The sequence below is a fragment of the Sphingobacterium sp. 40-24 genome (genome assembly GCF_001899705.1).
Lineage (GTDB): Bacteria > Bacteroidota > Bacteroidia > Sphingobacteriales > Sphingobacteriaceae > Sphingobacterium > Sphingobacterium multivorum.
The window spans coordinates 127,376-146,365 of sequence record NZ_MKWH01000025.1 but is presented as its reverse complement, the minus strand read 5'-3'; the positions used below and the strand labels follow the sequence as shown (position 1 = coordinate 146,365).

Here is an 18,990-nt window from a genome sequence, read left to right as displayed (position 1 = left end):
TAAAAATTGTGAGCGTCCGATGGATCCGAATATTCTATTATCCGCTTTACATTTTCTTTTGCTTTATCATTGCTTTGATCATAAATCTGGGTTCTGCTGGTAGTAAAGTGGTTGAACGTGTCCATAACAAACGCTTTATGGCTGTATGGATAGGTACGGTTTTGCTGCTGCTGGTCTACGCCTTGCTGATCAGCTATATGCATACAGTTCTGGTCCTTCGGAAACGGTTCAGTAGGAACGGTAAGCTTAATTTTATGATTTATCTGCTGTGCTCAATTTGCGTTGTACTGGCTCTTCACGGAGTTGTACTCGAAGTATTGCTACCGGATAGGCCGGGATTAATCGTGCTTTCGAGATGGTATCTGACAACCGATTTTTTGTTTTTCTTTCCGATAGTGATCGCATATATACTTTTTGTGTACCGTTTTCCGAAATGGGTATTGCTGGATTGGCAATCCCTTGCCCTGCTGACGGTTCATCTACCGGAGTCTAAAACTCGGCTCGATAGACGTCCATCACCACTTCTGTTAGACATCGGATCCGGAATGCGTGAAAATCTAGCTGTCCGTGAAAATACGACTGACCAGCTGGAAAAGAGCACACGGCAGCTCTCCTGGAATAACGCCCAAACAGCAACGATGGATCTCTCGTCTTTGACAAAAGCGGAATCACAGGCTGTGCTGCTCAGCCTATGGCAACGCAATCGGGATCGGTTGGCACTGATGGTATATCTCTTGCGCAAATGGGAGGGTGAAGAAACGATAGGAGGTAAAACGATAAAATGTCTGCACGCGGTAATCATCTGTAAAGAACAACGTACGGCAGATGTGTATCTGCATGATGGCAAGTTTTGTCGGATAGACGTGACGACCAAAGTGCTGCGGGAAAATCCATGGTTGGTCAAAATACGGGCAAAAGTGTATGTTAATATGCTCTTTTTTCGCGTGCCCGTAAATCGGCCCACCATGTTGGAGCTTAATGCTGAAATAAAACAGAAACTACATAGATTGTTGCCGGAGGAAAAACTCAAAATTCTGGTTACGCCTTCGCGTGAACTACGCAACAACATCAATAATTTTTGGGGAATAATAGATACGCTAGATGAAAATAAATTGGAAGAGGAATTTAATCTGGCTTAAAATGGATGTATTGTTTAAAGCTGTGGTGATGGAGCCCCTGCACAATGCCCATTGTGCAAAGCGGCTTGTTTCGGCGACCAGCATGTCTAATTGCATGGTTATGTTAAATTTACTGAATCGCATATGTGACCTTTTGGAGGTCATAACCTCCTTACTGAGAGCGATATTGAAGCATATAACGGAAGAAATGAATAAGATTCCCGCTGAAACATTGGATACAGCCGACGAACTGGATCATATGCTCGATATCGCTCATGTGCTCGATAAATTGGGTATTTCAGAATCGAAGTATTACCGGCTGGTCCGTGAAGGAAAGCTCAGGCCGAGGAAGCTGGGCAAGCGGCACTATTATTACCTGTCGGATTTACACCAGCAACTGGAAGAAAGCAGGCGGAAGGGGCGGATATAGCGAGTTGTCAAAGAGGGGCCTTTCGGCTCCTTTTTAATTTTCAGAGAGCCGGCAAACACAAGGTCTTTCACGTCGGTATGGTTCGGCAGAGGTTCGGGAACTTTGTGGCTGGCCTTCGGCTCTGCTCCGATACAGCTAGGGGACATGTTCGACGCTCCTTCGGGCGAGCTTCGGCAACTCTTCGACTGGGCTTCGACTCCCAGCCGAGCAGCACCCGAACAATACCCGAACAGCAGCCGAGGCTGTGTCGAAGCTGTCTGCAATCTGTGCCGAATACCTCCCGAAGGCAATCCCATAACTACCCAAAGGACAGCCGAGCATCTGCCTATTTGTTAAAGTTGACAGGCAATGACAGCACTGCCTGCCGTATAATATCATTCCCTGTACTTGTTCGCCTACAAAAAAAAGTCGCCTTAATTTAGCTCTCGCTAGCAAAACAAAGACTGCTCATGACAGTCGTAATTATTTATTAATCAAACATGTATAAACATGGCAAGATTCTTAAAAGGTATACACGGTGCCTACTCTGGGAAAGTGGGAAGTGTAATAGGAAGCAGTTGGAGAGGTGTGGATTATGTCCGCTCGCTCTCCAAGATTACAAACAAAAAAGCGAGTGAAGGACAGGTCGCACAGCGTACAAAATTCGCAACGGCGGTAGCTTTTCTTTCGCCCATCAAGGATTTACTCAACCTGGGCTATTCGGATAAATTGCAGGGCAAAGCAACGGGGTACAACAAGGCGCTGCAATATCTCATGAACTATGGTGGCATCAAAGGCACTTACCCAGCATGGGAAATAGATTATGGGAAGGTGCTTATATCCAAGGGCTCGTTGGCCAATCTGATGGGTGCCGAATGGTCAGAAGCTTTTCCGCAGGAGATCACGTTGACATGGGAGGCGGAGCTCAACAAGTTTAACGCTTTCGCTGGTGATTCGGTTATTCTGTTGATGTACAACAGCAACAAGAATTTCTTCAGTATCCTAGAGTCTGCGACTCGCGAAGAAGCAAGCCTGAGTTTCAAGCTACCTGCCAGCTACTCGGGTGACACGCTGGAAGGCTGGGTATTTACCGGTCATGAGGATGGTGTCAAGACCTCTCCGAGTTTCTATCTGGGCAAACTATCCATTAGCTAAATATGGCTATTCAACACACTCTGCTGCTCCAACGCAAATATGGAGCACAGGGAACCAACGGTACCATTACGTATCAGGGTGAAGAAATCTGTCATACCATCGAGCTGCCCGACAGAAATAACATTCCGCGGATAAGCTGTATTCCAGTAGGTCGGTACAAGCTGGAAAAACGGCGTTACCCCAAGCATGGTGAGCAGATCGGTATTCCGATGGTGCTCGGCCGTGAAGCAATTCTGATCCATGCGGCCAACGATGCGCTCCGAGAATTGCAGGGCTGCATTGCTCCGGTCAACACCTTAACGGGTGAAGGTCGAGGGGATTACAGCGGTAAAGCTTTAGCAAAACTTAAAGCGCTAGTGTATAGCCTGTGGGATATGGGGGATGAAGTGTATTTGAATATTCGATAAATGAAAAAAATCTTAAACAAAATAGGAAAGGTGCTGCAGGTGGTTCTTGCGGCTCCCGTTAAATGGCCCGGAAAGGCGGGTAACATTTTGAAATATATCGCTGTGGGACTGGGTATATTGGAAACAGTTATGGAAGAGGAAAAGCCTCCACCTGAAAATAATTCCGACCTGCCGATGTTGCCCAAGGAAAGGAGTGATGCTGATGAAAATCAATGATATCCGCATTTCTGCCCTCGGGGGAACGATCTGTTCCATCTGGGCCAGTATCTCCCTGGGCGATTTGCTGCAAACGGTGTTGACAGCTGCGCTGGGCACGGCTGTTAGCTTTGCGACGAGCAGGCTCTTAGGGCGTATGAATAAAAAGGCAGGTCATAGGAAACCTTAGCCAGCTTATTGAAGACGTCTCCCTTAACGGGGAGACGTTTTTTAGTCAAATCCCGAACTGCTTCGGTCATTCTGCTGATCATCTCCTGCGTTTCCAGTAGATCTCATCGGCTTGGCATCGGGATTTCATCGGGATAATCCCATCAGGTCCCGATGAAAATACGATCAAAAGCAGGTATTTGCCAGTAATGAATAGCCCGTTGTAGGTAATCAAGTGAATGATTTTATTTGACAGCTGTAACCTCTAGTTCAACCAGAAGTGTTTCGAAAAGATGTTTTACTTCCATCACAGTGGAGGCTTGCTGTAGCTGGTTCTTTTGAACCCATGTTTGAAATAGATCAAAATTTTGAAATAATTCGGCAGAAGATGTCGTGTAGATGTTCAAGCGTACGATATGGCGAATTTCATATCCTGCTTCTAAAATGACACGCTCCACATTGGCGATGGCGAGCGATAGCTGCGTACGCATATCAGCGTCACTTGAGATGCCGTTTTCGTCAATTGCGGTTTGTCCTGAAACATATAATGTTCCACTTACATCTTTTACCTCTACCGCTTGCACATAATTTCGTTGCTCTTGCCACTTCCAGGGATTGATTGTTCTCTTTTGCATAGTCATTGTTTTTTTAATGCCTACAAAGTTCGAGAGATACCTAAAAATAAACCTGTGACTGAAATCACTATTTGTAAATTCGGCTGAGCGTTTCTCTTGATACACCCAAATACTGCGCAAGAACCGTTTTGGAGATGCGCTGTACCAAAGCAGGATAAGAGCTTATAAAAAGTTCATAACGGGATTTTGGGCTGTCTGTCAACAAGGACAGGATTCTATGCTGATTGGCGATATGCCCATTGATTGATTTTTGTAAAAAGTAGTTCGACAGACTATACTGCTGAACGATACGCTGGTAGTCCGCATAAGATAAAGCATATAAGGCTGTAGGCTCTAAGCATTGTAAATAAAGTTTTGACCGGGTTTGGTGATAAAATGCCGAAAAATCCGTTTCCCACCAATCTTCGAAGGCAAATGATAAGATATGCTCCCTGCAATTTTCATCTTCGTAGGAGAGTTTGACCAATCCGGATTGTATCCAATACAGATTTTTTACCAGATCATTCGGTTGAATAATAAAAGCGGCTTTTCTGTAGGTTTTGTATTTAAAGTATTGTTGAATCGCTATGTGCTGCTCTAGCGGAATATGTCGAAAAATATCGTTTTCAAGGCTGATGTTATGATCCATAATCAATGAAGTTTAACCGGGTCTTTTTATCGATCCAGCTAATGGAATGCTATAAAATCCCGAGTTAATTGCTGCTGTATTTGCTATTATTTAGCAGTCAAATGTAGGCAATTTTGTGGTCAAAAAAAACTTCAGGTGAAATCAAATCAGGTCTGTAATCGGTCAGTTTTCCGATGCCTTTCGGTCAGCTGTCGGTCTAATATGTTTTGTGTATTTGTTGTTGATTTAAAGTGATTTATGTTTGTTGTGTCAATCAAAAATTCCGGTGTGAAAAAGGGTTGATTTTGGAACAATAGGGATCGAAAGTGATACTTGATGGCATGAATGATAAAAGCGCACTCCTGCAGTGCGCTTTTATCATGCGTATGGCTTTGGGATGAAACCAGGATAGTACGATTATCCTTCAGACATGGCTAAAGTGAGACTAGCCGTAAATTCTAGCCCTGTCGTTGTCAAGGCCTTTATGGTTATCTTGTAGCTGCCAGCTTTTAAACTGTCGCTCTTTTTCACGGAAACAACGCCTGTTTCGGCATTTACACTAAACAGCTTTTCGCTATTTGTAAATGCGAGTCCATCTTTTTGTATGGAAACCAGTTCAAAAGCAGATTTATATTTTTCAGGATACAGTGTTGGCGCTGCAGAGACATAACCATTTGAGAGTCCGATATGGATTAGACTAAAGTCTATGGTCAAGTTTAGATCGGGATAATATTGCCCAAACAAAAATTTAATTTGTGGAATCAGAATGACCCTGAAAGTCGTGGCGGCGACAGGAAAGCCATCTTTTATAAGCTCGGGAGTCAACTCGAAAGATTTTTCAGCTTTTTTTTCCGGATCTCCCACATCCTTTGCTAATTTGATATGCGTACCTGTTATTGAAGCAATGTTTTCTTGTCCATCCTTTTTAACCAACTGAAAGCTCGCGCCAGCAGTTGGCAGGCCCAGCGGATCGATTTCAAAATCAGTAGATTGGTCGCCATAAAGTACATATGAATAAGGCAACTCGTTGCCATTTTTTAAACCTTTGATGGCAATAGATCCAGCCGTTATCTTGAGCGAAAAACTTTCTTTCCCTACAACTTTGTCCTGAGATTCTTTGGCTATGACAGTGACTTTATAATCATCGGGAATCCGTGCGCTGCTCGATTGAGCTCCGTTTGGATAGAGTAGGGAGCTGTTGATCAGTATGCTTTGTTTTTCATTGTCAAATTTGATGGCCTGGTTCAATTTATCACTGAGTTTAATCCCGTTGCCTAAATTGATGTCTGTAATCTGGGAAAAGTCAAAGCTGAACGTAAGTCCTGCTTTTGCAGCTAGGTCTTTCGGCAGCTTAATTTCCTGTGTTTCGCCGTAGCGAAGGCTGACCTGCGATGGTAACGAAAGCGAGATCTCAGTGGGCGTAGGCGCTGTTTCCTTTTTACAGGATGATGCAGCTCCGAGCATCAGAATCAGTGCCGCCGCAACGGCGATTTTTGTGTTGATGTATTTCATGTGCTGTAAATTTTTGACGAAGGTAGCGATTGTAAATTATTAATGCAACCATATTGCATTTGTAATTTTCTTTTTTAATTTTGCAGCTCAAACAGGAATAGGCTACACGATGTTGAGGTATCAGAAAGAAGTTTTTTTAGCATCTCTAATGCTATTATCTATCGCACAAACAGTGCGATCACAGCGTAAACCAGCAATGGATACATTGCGAAGCTATACGCTTCCCACCGCGGAGACCACTGGCCTTGTACCGGCCCATGGGCAAAAGACGAGGCTGGATCGAAAGCAGCTCGATCGTATACAGGCACAAACGCTTGGTGAAACATTGAGCCATATCCCTGGGATACAAAATGCTTCTTTTGGCCCCAATTCTGGTATGCCGATGATACGGAGTCTAAGTGGTAGCAGGGTAAGTGTGCTATCCAACGGGCTTTCGATCAATGATTTGTCGGGGATCAGTCCAAACCTAAACCCCAATTTCGATATGGACAATCTACGCGAAATAGAATTGTACAAGGGTGCTGCGACTGTATTATTCGGAGGAAAGGCCATTGGTGGAGCGGTCAATGTGAAAGACAACACCATTCCGATGAATCGGCTGCCCAAGAAGATTGCAGGTCAGGCCAATGCGGAGTTAGGAACGAATAATGGCAACAGCCAATCGATGGCTTTCAATGCAAACATCGGAAAGTACTGGGTGGGACATATTGGCGCAATGAGGCTCAGGCACGGAAATCTCAAGATCCCGGGCAATACAAAAGCAGCCATTGCTTATGATCCAAAGATCGATCATTTGACCGCCGCAATGGCACAGGTAAATGTCGATCGGGAGACCATTCGAAATCTGACGCTATATCCCTATTTGAGCCAGTTCGTGATCGAGCATATGGGCGATCCAAAGTGGGGCTTATCGGAAGCCGATCTGTATACCTTTGAAAATTATTCCTTTATCAATGGATCAAAGGTGCTAAACCCTCAAAATGACAAATATGTCGCTGGGCAGGATCCCAACACGCCACTTTACACTGAAGTCGTTCATGGGATTACAGATTACGCACCGGTCAAGCCTGGCGTGATGCCCAATAGCCATGCCGAGCGAAATGCTGTCAATGCAGGTGTCAGCTATATCAGAGACAACTTTCAGCTAGGTCTGGGTCTTTACGCGCTTGAAAGCTATTATGGTATTCCCGGTTTTGCGCAGCGCAATAAGCCTGTCCATAGTCACACGACAGTTTGGACCCCGATATATGAACCGATCAATACGCGCAGCTATTCATATGTCTGGCAGGTAGAATCTGCTTTTAAGCCAAAAACACAGTTGATCTCGGCGGTTAAATTTAACTACCGCGGTGAGGTTTCGGACGATCGGGAGCTCTTGGGCAGGTACCGTGTCAATAAGTTCGATAGTGAGCGTCATGCACTTCGATCGGAGATAACGCAGCAGTTTAACCCTTTTTGGTCTGGGACGAGTGGGGTTGATTTTTCATTTGTGGCCTTAAGGGGAGAAGGCGATCGGCGTTATATCCCCAATAATCTGAGTCGGGAAGGAGGTATCTTTACCTTGCAGACAATAGAACTTAATCCAGTTGCCCTTCATGTAGGTTATCGGCATGACTGGGTTGCGCGGCGTACATTGAGCGATCCCACTTATCAGCGCAGCAGGGGGATGGCCGGAGGTAATCTTTCAGCCCGAGATTTTAGCTTAAACCATTTTTCGGGAGATATCAAGTATTCAATTTTTGACATGGCCTATGGACAAGCTACATTTTCACACGCAGAACGCGCACCAGGGGTCAATGAACTTTATGCCGGAAATGATCATTTTGCCATCCTGGTAGAAGAAAATGGAGATGATCGACTGAACAAGGAAAGCTCAAATTCTTATGAGTTATCTGCAGGGCTAAAATATGGTGGATTCAAATGGTCGGCGACACATTACCGCAGTTTTTTTAAAGATTACCTCTATTTGGCCCATACAGGCATTTCTCGTTCTGGAGGTTTTTTGGTCAAGGAATGGCGTGCTTCAGATACCGAAATTCAGGGCTGGGAGCTAGAGGGAGCCTATACCGATGCATGGGCAGCAGATTGTCATGTAGCGTTAAATGTTTTCGCTGATCTCGTCAAAAATATAAATACTTCGGATGACAACATGCGCAAATGGGCAGAAGGTGACTTTATGCCCAACCTACCAACCAGTAGGTATGGAATGTCGGTTGCACTTCAATATAAAAAGTTTTTTGGGAACGCCAATTTTGATCAGTATCTGAAACAGCGTTATTTGGGTAAAAACATCAATATTGAGCCGCCGATACCAGCTTATTCTTTGTTATCAGGACAATTAGGTTATAAGGTAAATATAAAGAGATATGAGTTTGTCTATTTTATTTCAGGCAATAATCTATTGAATGTAGAAGCACGTCCGCAAAATTCCATACTCAAATATCTTGCCCCCCTTCCGGGACGGAATATTTCCATTGGATTGAAGCTATTGCTCTGAAGAATTTGGTTTAATCGTCAAGCGTATGACATCTCTTCCCTCGGGAGCACGATCTGTTCCATCTGGGGCAGTAGCTCGCTGGGCGATTTGCTGCAGACGGTATGGACAGTTGCGCCGGGTATCCTCGTCAGTTTTCTGACAGGCCGCATCATCGGTAGATGGCACTGTCCGCCACCAGCTATTTTTTTATTCAAAAAAAATAAACGACATTTGGACATTTATTATTTAAGTCCAATTCGCCTTTCAATTCCGTCTATGATATTAAGAGAAGTCACACCACTATCCGATAAAGATTGTTTCATGGTATTTGCCAGAAAGAAGTCACGTTTTGATTTTCCAATTCATGTACATTCAGAATTTGAACTCAACTTCATTGAAAATGCTGCTGGCGCACAACGCATCGTAGGGGACAGTATAGAGGAAATCGATGAACTTGAATTAACACTGATCGCAAATGCGAATCTGGAGCACGGGTGGTTTGATCACAAATGTCAGTCTACCAATATTTCGGAGATCACCATACAGTTCCAGCCAGATTTATTTGGTGAAACACTGCTCAATAAAAATCAATTTCGTTCGATTAAACAATTGTTCGAAAAAGCGGTGTACGGCGTGACGTTCAGTATGCAAACAATTTTGGTTGTACAGGAAGCCATAAAAAAGCTCTCCCATGAAAAAGACGGTTTCTATTCTGTCGTTGGTTTGTATGATATCCTATTTAAGTTGTCGCAGGATGAAAATATGAGGGAACTCTGCAGCCGTTCTTTCCATAGTAGTACCGGAAAACACGATAGTCGTCGTGTCGAAAAAGTATTGCGTTACCTTTCTAAAAATTATCAGAAAGAAGTGTCTCTCGGTGAAGCGGCAGATCTGATTGGGATGACGGATGTGTCTTTAAGTCGATTTCTTAAACAACGTACGGGCAGAACTTTTGTCGATACCCTAAATGATATTCGCTTGGGACACGCCAGCCGCATGCTTGTCGATACAACACACAGTATTGCCGAAATCGCATTATTGTCGGGGTTTAACAATCTGTCCAATTTTAATCGGATCTTTATGAAGAAAAAGGGAGCAACTCCAACGGACTTCCGGAATAAATACCGAAATTCAAAATTCTATTTGTGAACAGCAGGCCATACATGCTGTTAAAAAAATATAGGCCATACCTCACTTTAAAAAGTCATGAAAGCCATTGTTGGTTGAAATAGCATAAGAAGAAGATAAAAAAGTATTATCCTTGAATATGCATTCTCCTTAGTTTTGGAATAAGTTAAAGCAATTTAAATAACCAATTTTAAGGGAACTCAAAAATGATCAAGAAAATCTTTTATGCCTGTATGGTTGCTGGCCTTACTCCGATGCTTACTTTTGCCCAGAAACTGCAGCTATCGGGACAGGTAATTAATCAACAAACCAATTTACCAATAGCCGGTGCGACAGTGCGCAGTGGCGCAGGAAAAACTGCGCTGACAGACGAGAAGGGAAATTACCAACTTGAGGTCAGTGTAGGGGATAATCTCTATGTATCGTTTCTAGGTATGGAGACTCGTACTTTAAAAGTCACCACTCGGGAGTCAATCAAAGTTTTTCTAAATCCGAAATCGGATGTCTTGGACGAGGTCGTCGTCGTAGGTTACGGCAAAGTGAAAAAAAGAGATCTATCCGGAGCCGTAAGCCAAGTGAAGGCTGCTGATATTTTGGCGGGAAATCCCGCTCCCAGTATCAACCAGGCACTACAGGGGCGTATGGCAGGCGTTACAGTCAACCAGAATGATGGCGCTCCTGGCGCAGGTGTTTCTATTACCATACGGGGAACGAACTCCTTCTCAACAAATTCACAGCCCCTCTATATTGTTGATGGAATTCCCTTTGACATGGCTTCTACACCAGCGAGCAGTGCCAATGAAAATAATAACCAAACCGCTAATGCGCTTGCATCGATCAATCCCAATGATATTGAATCGATCGAAGTGTTAAAAGACGCTTCCGCTACAGCTATCTATGGCTCAAGGGGCGCAAATGGGGTGGTATTGATTACAACAAAGCGAGGTGAAAATGGAAACGAAAAGGTTGAGCTAAATGCTAATTTTGGAATGGCCACACTTGGACGGAAAGTCAAAATGCTCGGACCTTTCGATTATGCATCTTATATTAACGAACAGGCTGTAAATAGTAAAAATTATGAAGGAGTGGATTATCAGCTATTACCTTATCCGGGCACCTGGTCCTATCCGACAATAAACGGCCAGCCGGTAACGACATCGGGAAAATATCAGCCCTCACCGGAAGATTTTTTAAATCAGGGGCTGCGTACCGATCAGTATGGTAATCAGACATTGGTGCAAGGGGCTGACTGGCAGGATGAAATTTATCAAAATGGATTTTCCCAAGAATATAATCTTAGTGTATCAGGTGGCAGTGAAAAAGGTTGGCACATGTTTTCAGGAAATTTTCTGAATCAGGGTGGAACTATAAAAAACTCAGATTACCAACGCGTTGCCCTACGTACTAATATCGGTCGAAAAGTGAGGTCTTGGCTTGAACTGGGTGCCAATATCAACTATACAAATGGACTCACGAATTTTGCGAAATCAAATGCATACGATTACGGGATTATTCGTTCGGCATTGATATTTCCTGTGACTTATGGCCCTGACATGAGTACCATAGAGTCGGATCAGCTGAACTGGTTGGCTTCCAACCCGGGCGTTTATGTCAATACAGCGAAGGATCAGCTGCGGGCTAACAATGTTTTCAGTTCGTCGTACGCAAGTGTCAAGCTATTACCATTCTTAACCTTCCGCCAGAACTTGGGATTTTCGTACTCCAATAATAACCGAAATACGTATTATAACCGCAATACGCAGGAGGGAAGAACGCCAAAAAATGGAAGTGCCGGACAGAGTGACAATTGGTACCAGAGTCTAACGAGTGAATCCTTGCTAACTTTTGATAAAACTTTTCAGCAAGTTCATAGCCTAAATGCGGTAGCAGGTTTTACCTATGAGCAGGCAAATTACTCGGCCAAATCCATGACAGCTACCAATTTTCCGAATGATATTACAGGCGAGTTTGATATGGCTGCGGGCTTAAATCCAGGCCCGTTGGTGAGTAGCCGTGGGCGGACGCAGCTGGCTTCTGTGTTAGCTAGGGCAAATTATTCATACAAAGGTAAGTACATCGCTACAGCATCTTTTCGCCGTGACGGTTCGAGTCGATTGACCGAAGGACAGAAATTTGCCAATTTTCTCTCCGGAGCACTGGCCTGGAGAATCTCTGAGGAGCAATTCGTGAAAAATCTTGGTGTTTTCAATGATCTAAAATTGCGTGCAAGTTATGGGCGTACGGGTAATCAGGGCGTCAATGCGTATCAGACAAGAGCTTATCTGGCCGTAGCCAACTATCCTTTGGGCGGAGCGCTGAGCAGTGGTTTTGCGGAGGTAGACTGGCGTGGTGCATTAAATAAAAATCTCAAATGGGAGACCACAGACCAGTATAACCTCGGATTGGACATGGCTTTTCTAAATAACCGTATCCAATTTACCATCGATGCATATTATAAAAAGACCAACGACCTGTTGCAGAATGTAAATATTGCTTCAAGCAACGGAATGAGAACACAGTGGGTCAATTCGGGATATGTCACCAATAAGGGGCTTGAGTTAACAGGTAAATTCGTTGCTGTTGACCGCGATGCCTTTAAATGGAATATCGATGCTAATATCTCATTCAATCGGAATGCAATCGGTGGCCTTGCAGCAGATCGCTTTGCCGAACGGTTATGGTACAATGCCGATAACATCTTTATCCAGCGAAATGGCATGCCGATAGGTTCTATGTTCGGTTATATCGAAGATGGCTTCTACGATAATGAAGCCGAAGTTCGTGCAGATCAGACTTATGCTAACGCCAGCAATGCCGTTGTGCGGTCCAAACTGGGCGAAATTAAATACCGCGACTTGAATGGTGATGGTCAAATTACAGCTAGTGACCGTACAATAATCGGAAATACAAATCCAGATTTCGTTTTTGGTCTGACCAATAATTTTAAATATAAGGATTTTACGCTCGGTTTCTTCTGGCAGGGATCTATCGGTAACGATATTTTCAATGGCAACCTGATCGATATGAAAATGGCCAATTTGGGTAATATCACACAGGATATTTATAACACGCGCTGGACGGAAGAAAACAAGGAAAACGCTTTATGGCCTAAAGCGGTCTCCACGTACAACCGTACCATGTTAACTTCGGATCGTTATGTTGAGAACGGCTCTTATGTTCGGCTAAAGAACGTCAATCTGGGTTATACATTTAAGACACCGTTTAAAGGGCTTAATTCGCTTTATCTCTATGCAAGTGCGACCAATCTTTTGACTATCACAGACTATAGCTGGTTCGACCCGGATGTAAATGCATTTGGTGGTGACGCTTCGCGGAAAGGGGTGGATATTTATTCTTATCCAAGTAGCAGAACTTTCTCACTGGGAATTAAAGCCGATTTTTAACCTAATTATGATGATCATGACTACTAAAAATTACAAACAATATATAAAATATGCCTTATTGGCATCGATCAGTCTTGCGGGATTAAGTTCATGTGAGAAAATGCTGGAAGAAAAAAAGTTTGATTTTATAGATCCGCAAGATATTCCGGATTCGGATGAAGGGGTCAACCAATGGGTTGTAGGAACTTATAGCAAACTGCTTGACGATATGTTTCGCTGGAACCTTTTTCCTCCAGCACTGGAATTTGACTGTGATTACATGACTGGACCGGATTGGTCATTTGGAACTTTGGGTGCAGGAAATTTTCAGAACAATGAATATACTTCTGCTATGTGGGAAAAGCCTTATGCCATTATTCATCGGGCAAACTTAGCGCTAGAAAATATCGAACCCATGACCAAAGCTTCGGAAGCAGCCAAAAACAACGGGATCGGTGAGCTCTATTTTCTAAAGGCTTATTCTTACTTTCTTTTGGTACGTGCCTTTGGCGAAGTGCCCATCCGTAATGCTTCCGTCAACTCCGGTGCTGATCTCAATCAGCCACGCCAGCCGATCAGTAAGGTGTATGAGCATATCATCGAATTGCTTACCAAGGCCGAAGGATTGCTCTATAAAAACACGGATAGCAAATTTCAGGAAGGGCGAGCTTCAGCAGGAGCGGCCGCGTCCTTATTGGCAAAAGTTTATGTTACCATGGCTTCAGGATCTTTGGCATCAGGCAACGTTACCGTAAGAGGAGGGCAGCCTTACAGCATGAATGGCAGTGAAAAGGTGTACACCAATCCTGTATCTTTTGTGGTTTCTAAAAAGGTAGTTGCCGGTTATGAAGGATTTAATGCAAAAGAGTATTTTGGTAAAGCACGTGACAAGGCGCTGCAGGTCATTAATGGGGAGTATGGCAATTATAGTTTGCTGAGCTATGATAACCTCTGGTCGCGCGCCAATAAAAATAAAACCGAACATATATGGACTTTACAGTCTATGTCTGCTGATGAAAAGTATGGGGTCACTTTTTCACAAGGTTATAATGGAACCTTCAATGATCAAGGTAACATACAGACCGGGCTATGGTGGGGCATGCGCGATCACTGGTATAAATTGTTTGAAAGTAAAGATTTGCGCGTGGTAAAAGGGGTGATTCACCGCTGGATCAGACAAGGAGATGATTCCAGCTGGGGTGGCGGATCGTATTACCCGAATAACGAAGAGTATACGAACAAAGCAAAGGGCTATACTGATGATAAGGGTAATTGGGTACCGCCGGTAGCACCGTTTAATGACGGCGCACAATACCGAAGTGAAAAATCACCGGCCTTTTTGGCTTATCTCACAAAATATAGTGATGTGAGCAACAATAAGCTGGAACGTACAGATGCACCATGGTATTTCCTTCGATTTGCGGATGTGTTACTCATCTATGCAGAGGCTGCCAATGAGGCAGACAACAGTACCGCAGCACGTACATTGGCCTTGGCAAAGCTCAATCAGGTACGCGAAAGAAGCAATGCGACGCCCCGTAGACTCACTGGAGATGGAAATATCGATAATCAAAGCGGATTCCGCTCTGCAGTGCTAGAGGAGAGGGCAATGGAATTTGCACTGGAAGGCGACCGCCGCTGGGATTTGATCCGTTGGGGGATTTACCTTGATGTGATGAATAAAATTGGTGGAACCGATGAGGTGGGGGTTGTGAAAATACGCACTGAAAAGCATTTGCTTTACCCAATCCCCAATTCTGAAGTGGGCGTCAATACCACAATCACTTCAAATAATCCCGGTTGGAACTAACGTAAACCTAAATTTGAATAACCATGAAATTATTAAATCAATCCATATTATTTACCATATTGTCAGGTTACCTTTCCCTAGGAATGATCTCCTGCCAGAAGGATATTGTTAACTATAACGACGGCTATGACGATCAGTTGAGCTCAGATGGCCCACCTGTTATCGAAAAAGTCTCAACAGCAGCAGATCTCAATGCGACAATTACCAGTGCAGCGCTTACAGATATGATCGTCTTACAGGGTAATAATCTTGCTGAGCTTAAGTCCATAAAATTAAACGATGTGGAGGTAGACCTAGCGACGGTCTATGCTGTCAGATCCCGTATTACGTTACCTATACCGCGTATCGTTCCGACTGAGGTAAATAATAAGGTAACTGTGGAGACGGCAAAAGGAATTACGGAATTTCCTTTTGAAGTAAAAATTCCCAATCTGGTGATTGAAGGGCTATACAATGAGTTTGTTGCTGCTGGAGATACGGCCATTCTCGTAGGTAAATATTTGGATCTCTATAAATTGGATGTATTGGAGGGAAAATTCTTACTTAATAACACTGAAATCAAACCTCTTCGCAGTGTCGCAGACTCTGTCTATTTTATTTTTCCTTCCAGTACGGCCGATGGTGCAACGCTATCGTTTTCAAGCCCACTGATTGAGGTGCCGAGACAAGTAAAATTTAGAGAGAAAGGAATTTCCATGCTGGATATCAAATCTTTGTCCGCCTACGTTACCGATGGAAAAGCAAGCGGTGACCCGGCCATTTTGCCCGGCTTTGATCGCTTTTTGCGGATCCGTCAATCTTTCGGTGCTTGGTCCTGGAACGGTATTTTCTGGTCAGGTTTTGATTTGAATGAAGCTGCGGTATTGGCCAATCCCAAAGATTACTATGTCAAATTTGAGATCAACACCAAAAGTACGGCTTCGATTAGCCAGGGGAATTTTATATTGGGCGGCGACAGACAGGAGACACGTTACAATCCTGCCGAGAATGGTGCCCTGAATACGTATGGCCAATGGAAGACGATGCGCGTTGATTTGACAGAATTTTATAAAGATGCCTCCCAGGGTAATGGGACCTATCTGAAAACGGGTTGGAATACCTTTGTTTTCTCTTACCAACCTACTGTCGATGTCAATGACGACTTCAGCGTGTGCAATTTCAGGATCGTTAAAAAATAGGAGCTCAGTTGAAAAGATATGGATACTACATACTGATGGTGACTATGTTGCTGACGGTGGCCTGTCGGTCTGCATGGATCAACACCAAGCCTAATTCCAAAACAGTTGTCGCCAGGCATGGTCAGCTCCGTGTATCGGGTACAGCGCTGGTCGATGCCCACGCCGATACGCTGGCGTTCCATGGTGTCAGCCTGGGCTGGCACAACTGGTGGCCGCGCTTTTATACTGCCGAGACCATCAATTGGCTTAAAAAAGACTGGAATGTTCGGGTGGTCCGTGCTGCTATCGGTGTAGAGCCTGACCAGGCTTACTTACAAAATCCTGAGGCAGCGCTCAAGCAATTATATGCCGTGGTCGATGCGGCAATAGCAGCGGGCGTATATGTGATTGTGGATTGGCATGCACACCATCTGCATACGCAGCAGGCAAAGGAATTCTTTCGCACTGTAGCGAGCAAGTACGGGCGTTATCCAAATGTCATCTATGAGATATTCAATGAACCCATGGAGACAAGCTGGGACGAAATTCAAGCCTATGCAAAGGAAGTGATCCCCGTTATTAGGGCCATAGACCCAGATAATATCATTTTGGTCGGATGCCCCAATTGGGATCAGGATATACACTTGGTCGCTGATAACCCTATCGAAGGATTCAGCAACCTGATGTATACAGTACACTTCTATGCAGGTACACATAAGCAGTTTCTACGTGACCGTGCTGATTATGCCCTGGCCAAAGGTATTCCGATTTTTGTGTCGGAATGTGCAGGGATGAATGCCGATGGTGACGGACCGATAGATCAAAAGGAATGGACAATCTGGAAGGAATGGATGGCTCAGCATCAAATCAGCTGGATAGCCTGGTCTATCGCTGATAAAAATGAAAGCTGCTCCATGATTGCGGATCAGCTGGTGCCGGCAAATGGCTGGTCTGACAAGCAGCTCAAGCCTTGGGGAAAAATGGTGAGACAAGATTTAAAAACGATCAATAAATGAGCAACTCTATAAAAACTGCCCTGTTAATGTCGCTGTGCGGAGCAGCATTCCTACTAGAATGTCACGCACAGATGCAGCCTAAAAATAGCGTAACACATGATTTTGGTACCGATTGGAGGTTTCATGCCGGTGAGGGAAGAGACAGCAGCTGGAACACGAAAGATTACCGGGATAAACACTGGGCAACGGTCGTATCCAACAAACCGCTCAAAGAACAGGGGAAATTGTTGGAACAGGGCTTTGGCTGGTATCGCAAGCAACTGGCTTTTCCTGCCCAGATGCAGCAGAAAATTGTCGAGGCTGAAGGTGTCGAAATTGATCTCGGTAAATTTGCCGCCTGTGAGGAGGTGTATATCAATGGTCATTTAGTTGGTAAAACGGGAGAATTTCCACATAATTTCGCTGGCTACTTTGATCATGAACGCCGGTATTTCGTCCCCTTGGAAGTGCTTGACCTTACCGGTGAAAATGTGATTGCTATCAAATTTTTTGATGGTTGGAGTGCCAATGGCGGCTTCTTAAATGCAGCGGTTATGCAGGTACAACCGGCCTCAACAGTGGATAAACTGAAGCTGAAAGTCAATGTCCTGGATGACGATTATATTTTCCTGGGCAAGGATAGTATCGCTATAGCGCCAACGATAGAAAATAGAGGTAAAAAATCACTGAAGGCAACCTTGAAAATTTCGTTGACGACGGATGCGTACAAACCGATCAAATCACAGGAATTGAAGGTCGATATTCCTGCGCATGCAACAGCTCCTTTGGGTACCTTTGGATTAAAGAATGTCGAACCGGGATTTTACCGCTATAAGGTGTCTGTGGAGATCGACGGTGGACACAAACTGGAAGAACAGGTCAATGTGGGCTATGAGCCTGAAAAGATTGCTTCGCCAAACGATGAGGCAGCAGATTTTGATAAATTCTGGAAAGCAAATAAAGCCCAGCTCGCTAACATAAAGCCTGATTATCAGTTGATGTTGATTCCGGAGCAGTCCAAGCTGGATTATGAAATGTACCATGTGTCCATGCGTTCGCTGGATAATGAGCTTATTATGGGCTACTACGCTAAACCTAAAAAGGCAGGAAAGCACCCGGTCATTGTCGAATATATGGGCTATGGATCAAAACCTTATTTTCCGAATCAGAGCTGGGATGGATTCGCCTATTTTGTACTTTCCATCCGGGGACAGGCATTGAATGAAAAATCAAATCATTTCGGTACTTGGTTTACCTATGGCATAGACAGTAAAGAAACGTATTACTATCGCGGGGCGTTTATGGATGTGCTGCGTGCACTGGATTTTGTCAGCTCAAGAGATGAAATTGATGGTGAACGTATTGCTGTGCGTGGATCGAGTCAGGGGGGTGCATTGTCGGTTGTTGCGGCATCGCTGGATTCACGTGTAAAAGCACTGGCAATTGGTATTCCTTTTCTATCGGATTTTCAGGATTATTTCAACATTGCACCCTGGCCAAAATCGGATGTAGATCACTACAGGGCTCAACACCCGGAACTGAGCTGGAAACAGGTGTACAAGACCCTTTCTTATTTTGATATTAAAAATCTGGCTTCCCGTATCCGGGTGCCATTGGTCATGGGAATCGGGGTGCAGGATAATGTTTGCCCGCCACATATCAATTTTGCAGCGTATAATCAGGTGAAAAGTGAAAAATCCTGGATGGCTTTTCCATTGCATGGACATAGCACCGGAAATGCATTTCATGTCGCGGGATTGGACCTCTTTAGACGTGTCCTCCATGTTGAACAATCAAGATAAATAAAACATAAAAAAGAACTTACTTTATATTTA

At 44.2% G+C, this 18,990-nt stretch carries 16 protein-coding genes; 12 read left to right on the top strand and 4 right to left on the bottom strand.

Annotation, left to right across the window (positions count from 1 at the left end):
• The first annotated feature begins 8 nt into the window (after positions 1 to 8).
• From BGP15_RS10135 to BGP15_RS10115, 5 genes are all read left to right on the top strand, one after another.
• Positions 9 to 1,139 carry a hypothetical protein gene (locus tag BGP15_RS10135; RefSeq protein WP_286769435.1) on the top strand — a complete coding sequence of 377 codons (1,131 nt, stop codon included), beginning with the start codon at positions 9 to 11 and terminating at the stop codon, positions 1,137 to 1,139.
• 1 nt (position 1,140) lies between these two features.
• Positions 1,141 to 1,548: a helix-turn-helix transcriptional regulator gene (locus BGP15_RS10130; RefSeq protein ID WP_286769434.1), complete on the top strand. Its 408-nt coding sequence runs from the start codon at positions 1,141 to 1,143 to the stop codon at positions 1,546 to 1,548.
• 489 nt (positions 1,549 to 2,037) lie between these two features.
• Positions 2,038 to 2,682 (top strand): DUF6266 family protein, encoded by a 645-nt coding sequence (locus tag BGP15_RS10125; RefSeq protein WP_088161345.1) that lies wholly within the window; start codon positions 2,038 to 2,040, stop codon positions 2,680 to 2,682.
• Between the two features lie 2 nt (positions 2,683 to 2,684).
• Positions 2,685 to 3,089: a DUF5675 family protein gene (locus BGP15_RS10120; RefSeq protein WP_286769433.1), complete on the top strand. Its 405-nt coding sequence runs from the start codon at positions 2,685 to 2,687 to the stop codon at positions 3,087 to 3,089.
• Positions 3,090 to 3,305 carry a hypothetical protein gene (locus BGP15_RS10115; RefSeq protein WP_145328457.1) on the top strand — a complete coding sequence of 72 codons (216 nt, stop codon included), beginning with the start codon at positions 3,090 to 3,092 and terminating at the stop codon, positions 3,303 to 3,305. It begins immediately after the preceding gene.
• A 392-nt stretch (positions 3,306 to 3,697) separates the two neighbouring features.
• Here BGP15_RS10115 and BGP15_RS10110 read toward each other — a convergent pair whose 3' ends face one another.
• From BGP15_RS10110 to BGP15_RS10100, 3 genes are all read right to left on the bottom strand, one after another.
• Entirely contained in the window at positions 3,698 to 4,087 is a 390-nt protein-coding gene (locus BGP15_RS10110; RefSeq protein ID WP_286769432.1) for a RidA family protein, read from the bottom strand.
• A 67-nt stretch (positions 4,088 to 4,154) separates the two neighbouring features.
• Entirely contained in the window at positions 4,155 to 4,715 is a 561-nt protein-coding gene (locus BGP15_RS10105; protein WP_145328455.1) for a Crp/Fnr family transcriptional regulator, read from the bottom strand.
• A 396-nt stretch (positions 4,716 to 5,111) separates the two neighbouring features.
• Positions 5,112 to 6,206, bottom strand: coding sequence for a surface glycan-binding family protein (locus tag BGP15_RS10100; protein ID WP_286769431.1), 1,095 nt, complete (start codon positions 6,204 to 6,206; stop codon positions 5,112 to 5,114).
• 148 nt (positions 6,207 to 6,354) lie between these two features.
• On the opposite strand from BGP15_RS10100, the gene BGP15_RS10095 reads away from it, so the two are divergent.
• Positions 6,355 to 8,703 carry a TonB-dependent receptor gene (locus BGP15_RS10095; protein WP_286769430.1) on the top strand — a complete coding sequence of 783 codons (2,349 nt, stop codon included), beginning with the start codon at positions 6,355 to 6,357 and terminating at the stop codon, positions 8,701 to 8,703.
• Here the strand turns inward: BGP15_RS10095 and BGP15_RS10090 are convergent.
• Entirely contained in the window at positions 8,692 to 8,868 is a 177-nt protein-coding gene (locus BGP15_RS10090) for a hypothetical protein (RefSeq protein WP_286769429.1), read from the bottom strand. The genes BGP15_RS10095 and BGP15_RS10090 overlap by 12 nt on opposite strands.
• A gap of 90 nt (positions 8,869 to 8,958) precedes the next feature.
• Here BGP15_RS10090 and BGP15_RS10085 point away from each other — a divergent pair, with 90 nt between their 5' ends.
• The 6 genes from BGP15_RS10085 to BGP15_RS10060 all read left to right on the top strand — a co-directional run bounded on the left by BGP15_RS10085 (position 8,959) and on the right by BGP15_RS10060 (position 18,957).
• Entirely contained in the window at positions 8,959 to 9,831 is an 873-nt protein-coding gene (locus BGP15_RS10085; RefSeq protein ID WP_112374614.1) for a helix-turn-helix domain-containing protein, read from the top strand.
• A 185-nt stretch (positions 9,832 to 10,016) separates the two neighbouring features.
• A complete protein-coding gene (locus BGP15_RS10080) occupies positions 10,017 to 13,214 on the top strand; it encodes a SusC/RagA family TonB-linked outer membrane protein (protein ID WP_286769428.1) in 3,198 nt (1,065 codons plus the stop codon).
• A 16-nt stretch (positions 13,215 to 13,230) separates the two neighbouring features.
• Entirely contained in the window at positions 13,231 to 15,003 is a 1,773-nt protein-coding gene (locus tag BGP15_RS10075) for a RagB/SusD family nutrient uptake outer membrane protein (RefSeq protein WP_286769427.1), read from the top strand.
• Between the two features lie 23 nt (positions 15,004 to 15,026).
• Complete coding sequence (locus tag BGP15_RS10070; protein ID WP_286769426.1) at positions 15,027 to 16,181, top strand: glycan-binding surface protein; 1,155 nt, start codon at positions 15,027 to 15,029, stop codon at positions 16,179 to 16,181.
• An 8-nt stretch (positions 16,182 to 16,189) separates the two neighbouring features.
• Entirely contained in the window at positions 16,190 to 17,176 is a 987-nt protein-coding gene (locus BGP15_RS10065) for a glycoside hydrolase family 5 protein (RefSeq protein WP_286769425.1), read from the top strand.
• Complete coding sequence (locus BGP15_RS10060) at positions 17,173 to 18,957, top strand: acetylxylan esterase (RefSeq protein ID WP_286769424.1); 1,785 nt, start codon at positions 17,173 to 17,175, stop codon at positions 18,955 to 18,957. Before BGP15_RS10065 ends, BGP15_RS10060 begins: the two co-directional genes overlap by 4 nt.
• Positions 18,958 to 18,990 lie beyond the last annotated feature (33 nt).

Excerpts from the sequence above, each read along its gene's own strand:
- BGP15_RS10130 (WP_286769434.1), top strand. The coding sequence starts at position 1,141 with ATGGATGTATTGTTTAAAGCTGTGGTGATGGAGCCCCTGCACAATGCC.
- BGP15_RS10125 (WP_088161345.1), top strand. The coding sequence starts at position 2,038 with ATGGCAAGATTCTTAAAAGGTATACACGGTGCCTACTCTGGGAAAGTG.
- BGP15_RS10120 (WP_286769433.1), top strand. The coding sequence starts at position 2,685 with ATGGCTATTCAACACACTCTGCTGCTCCAACGCAAATATGGAGCACAG.
- BGP15_RS10115 (WP_145328457.1), top strand. The coding sequence starts at position 3,090 with ATGAAAAAAATCTTAAACAAAATAGGAAAGGTGCTGCAGGTGGTTCTT.
- BGP15_RS10110 (WP_286769432.1), bottom strand. The coding sequence starts at position 4,087 with ATGCAAAAGAGAACAATCAATCCCTGGAAGTGGCAAGAGCAACGAAAT.
- BGP15_RS10105 (WP_145328455.1), bottom strand. The coding sequence starts at position 4,715 with ATGGATCATAACATCAGCCTTGAAAACGATATTTTTCGACATATTCCG.
- BGP15_RS10100 (WP_286769431.1), bottom strand. The coding sequence starts at position 6,206 with ATGAAATACATCAACACAAAAATCGCCGTTGCGGCGGCACTGATTCTG.
- BGP15_RS10095 (WP_286769430.1), top strand. The coding sequence starts at position 6,355 with ATGCTATTATCTATCGCACAAACAGTGCGATCACAGCGTAAACCAGCA.
- BGP15_RS10085 (WP_112374614.1), top strand. The coding sequence starts at position 8,959 with ATGATATTAAGAGAAGTCACACCACTATCCGATAAAGATTGTTTCATG.
- BGP15_RS10080 (WP_286769428.1), top strand. The coding sequence starts at position 10,017 with ATGATCAAGAAAATCTTTTATGCCTGTATGGTTGCTGGCCTTACTCCG.
- BGP15_RS10075 (WP_286769427.1), top strand. The coding sequence starts at position 13,231 with ATGACTACTAAAAATTACAAACAATATATAAAATATGCCTTATTGGCA.
- BGP15_RS10070 (WP_286769426.1), top strand. The coding sequence starts at position 15,027 with ATGAAATTATTAAATCAATCCATATTATTTACCATATTGTCAGGTTAC.
- BGP15_RS10060 (WP_286769424.1), top strand. The coding sequence starts at position 17,173 with ATGAGCAACTCTATAAAAACTGCCCTGTTAATGTCGCTGTGCGGAGCA.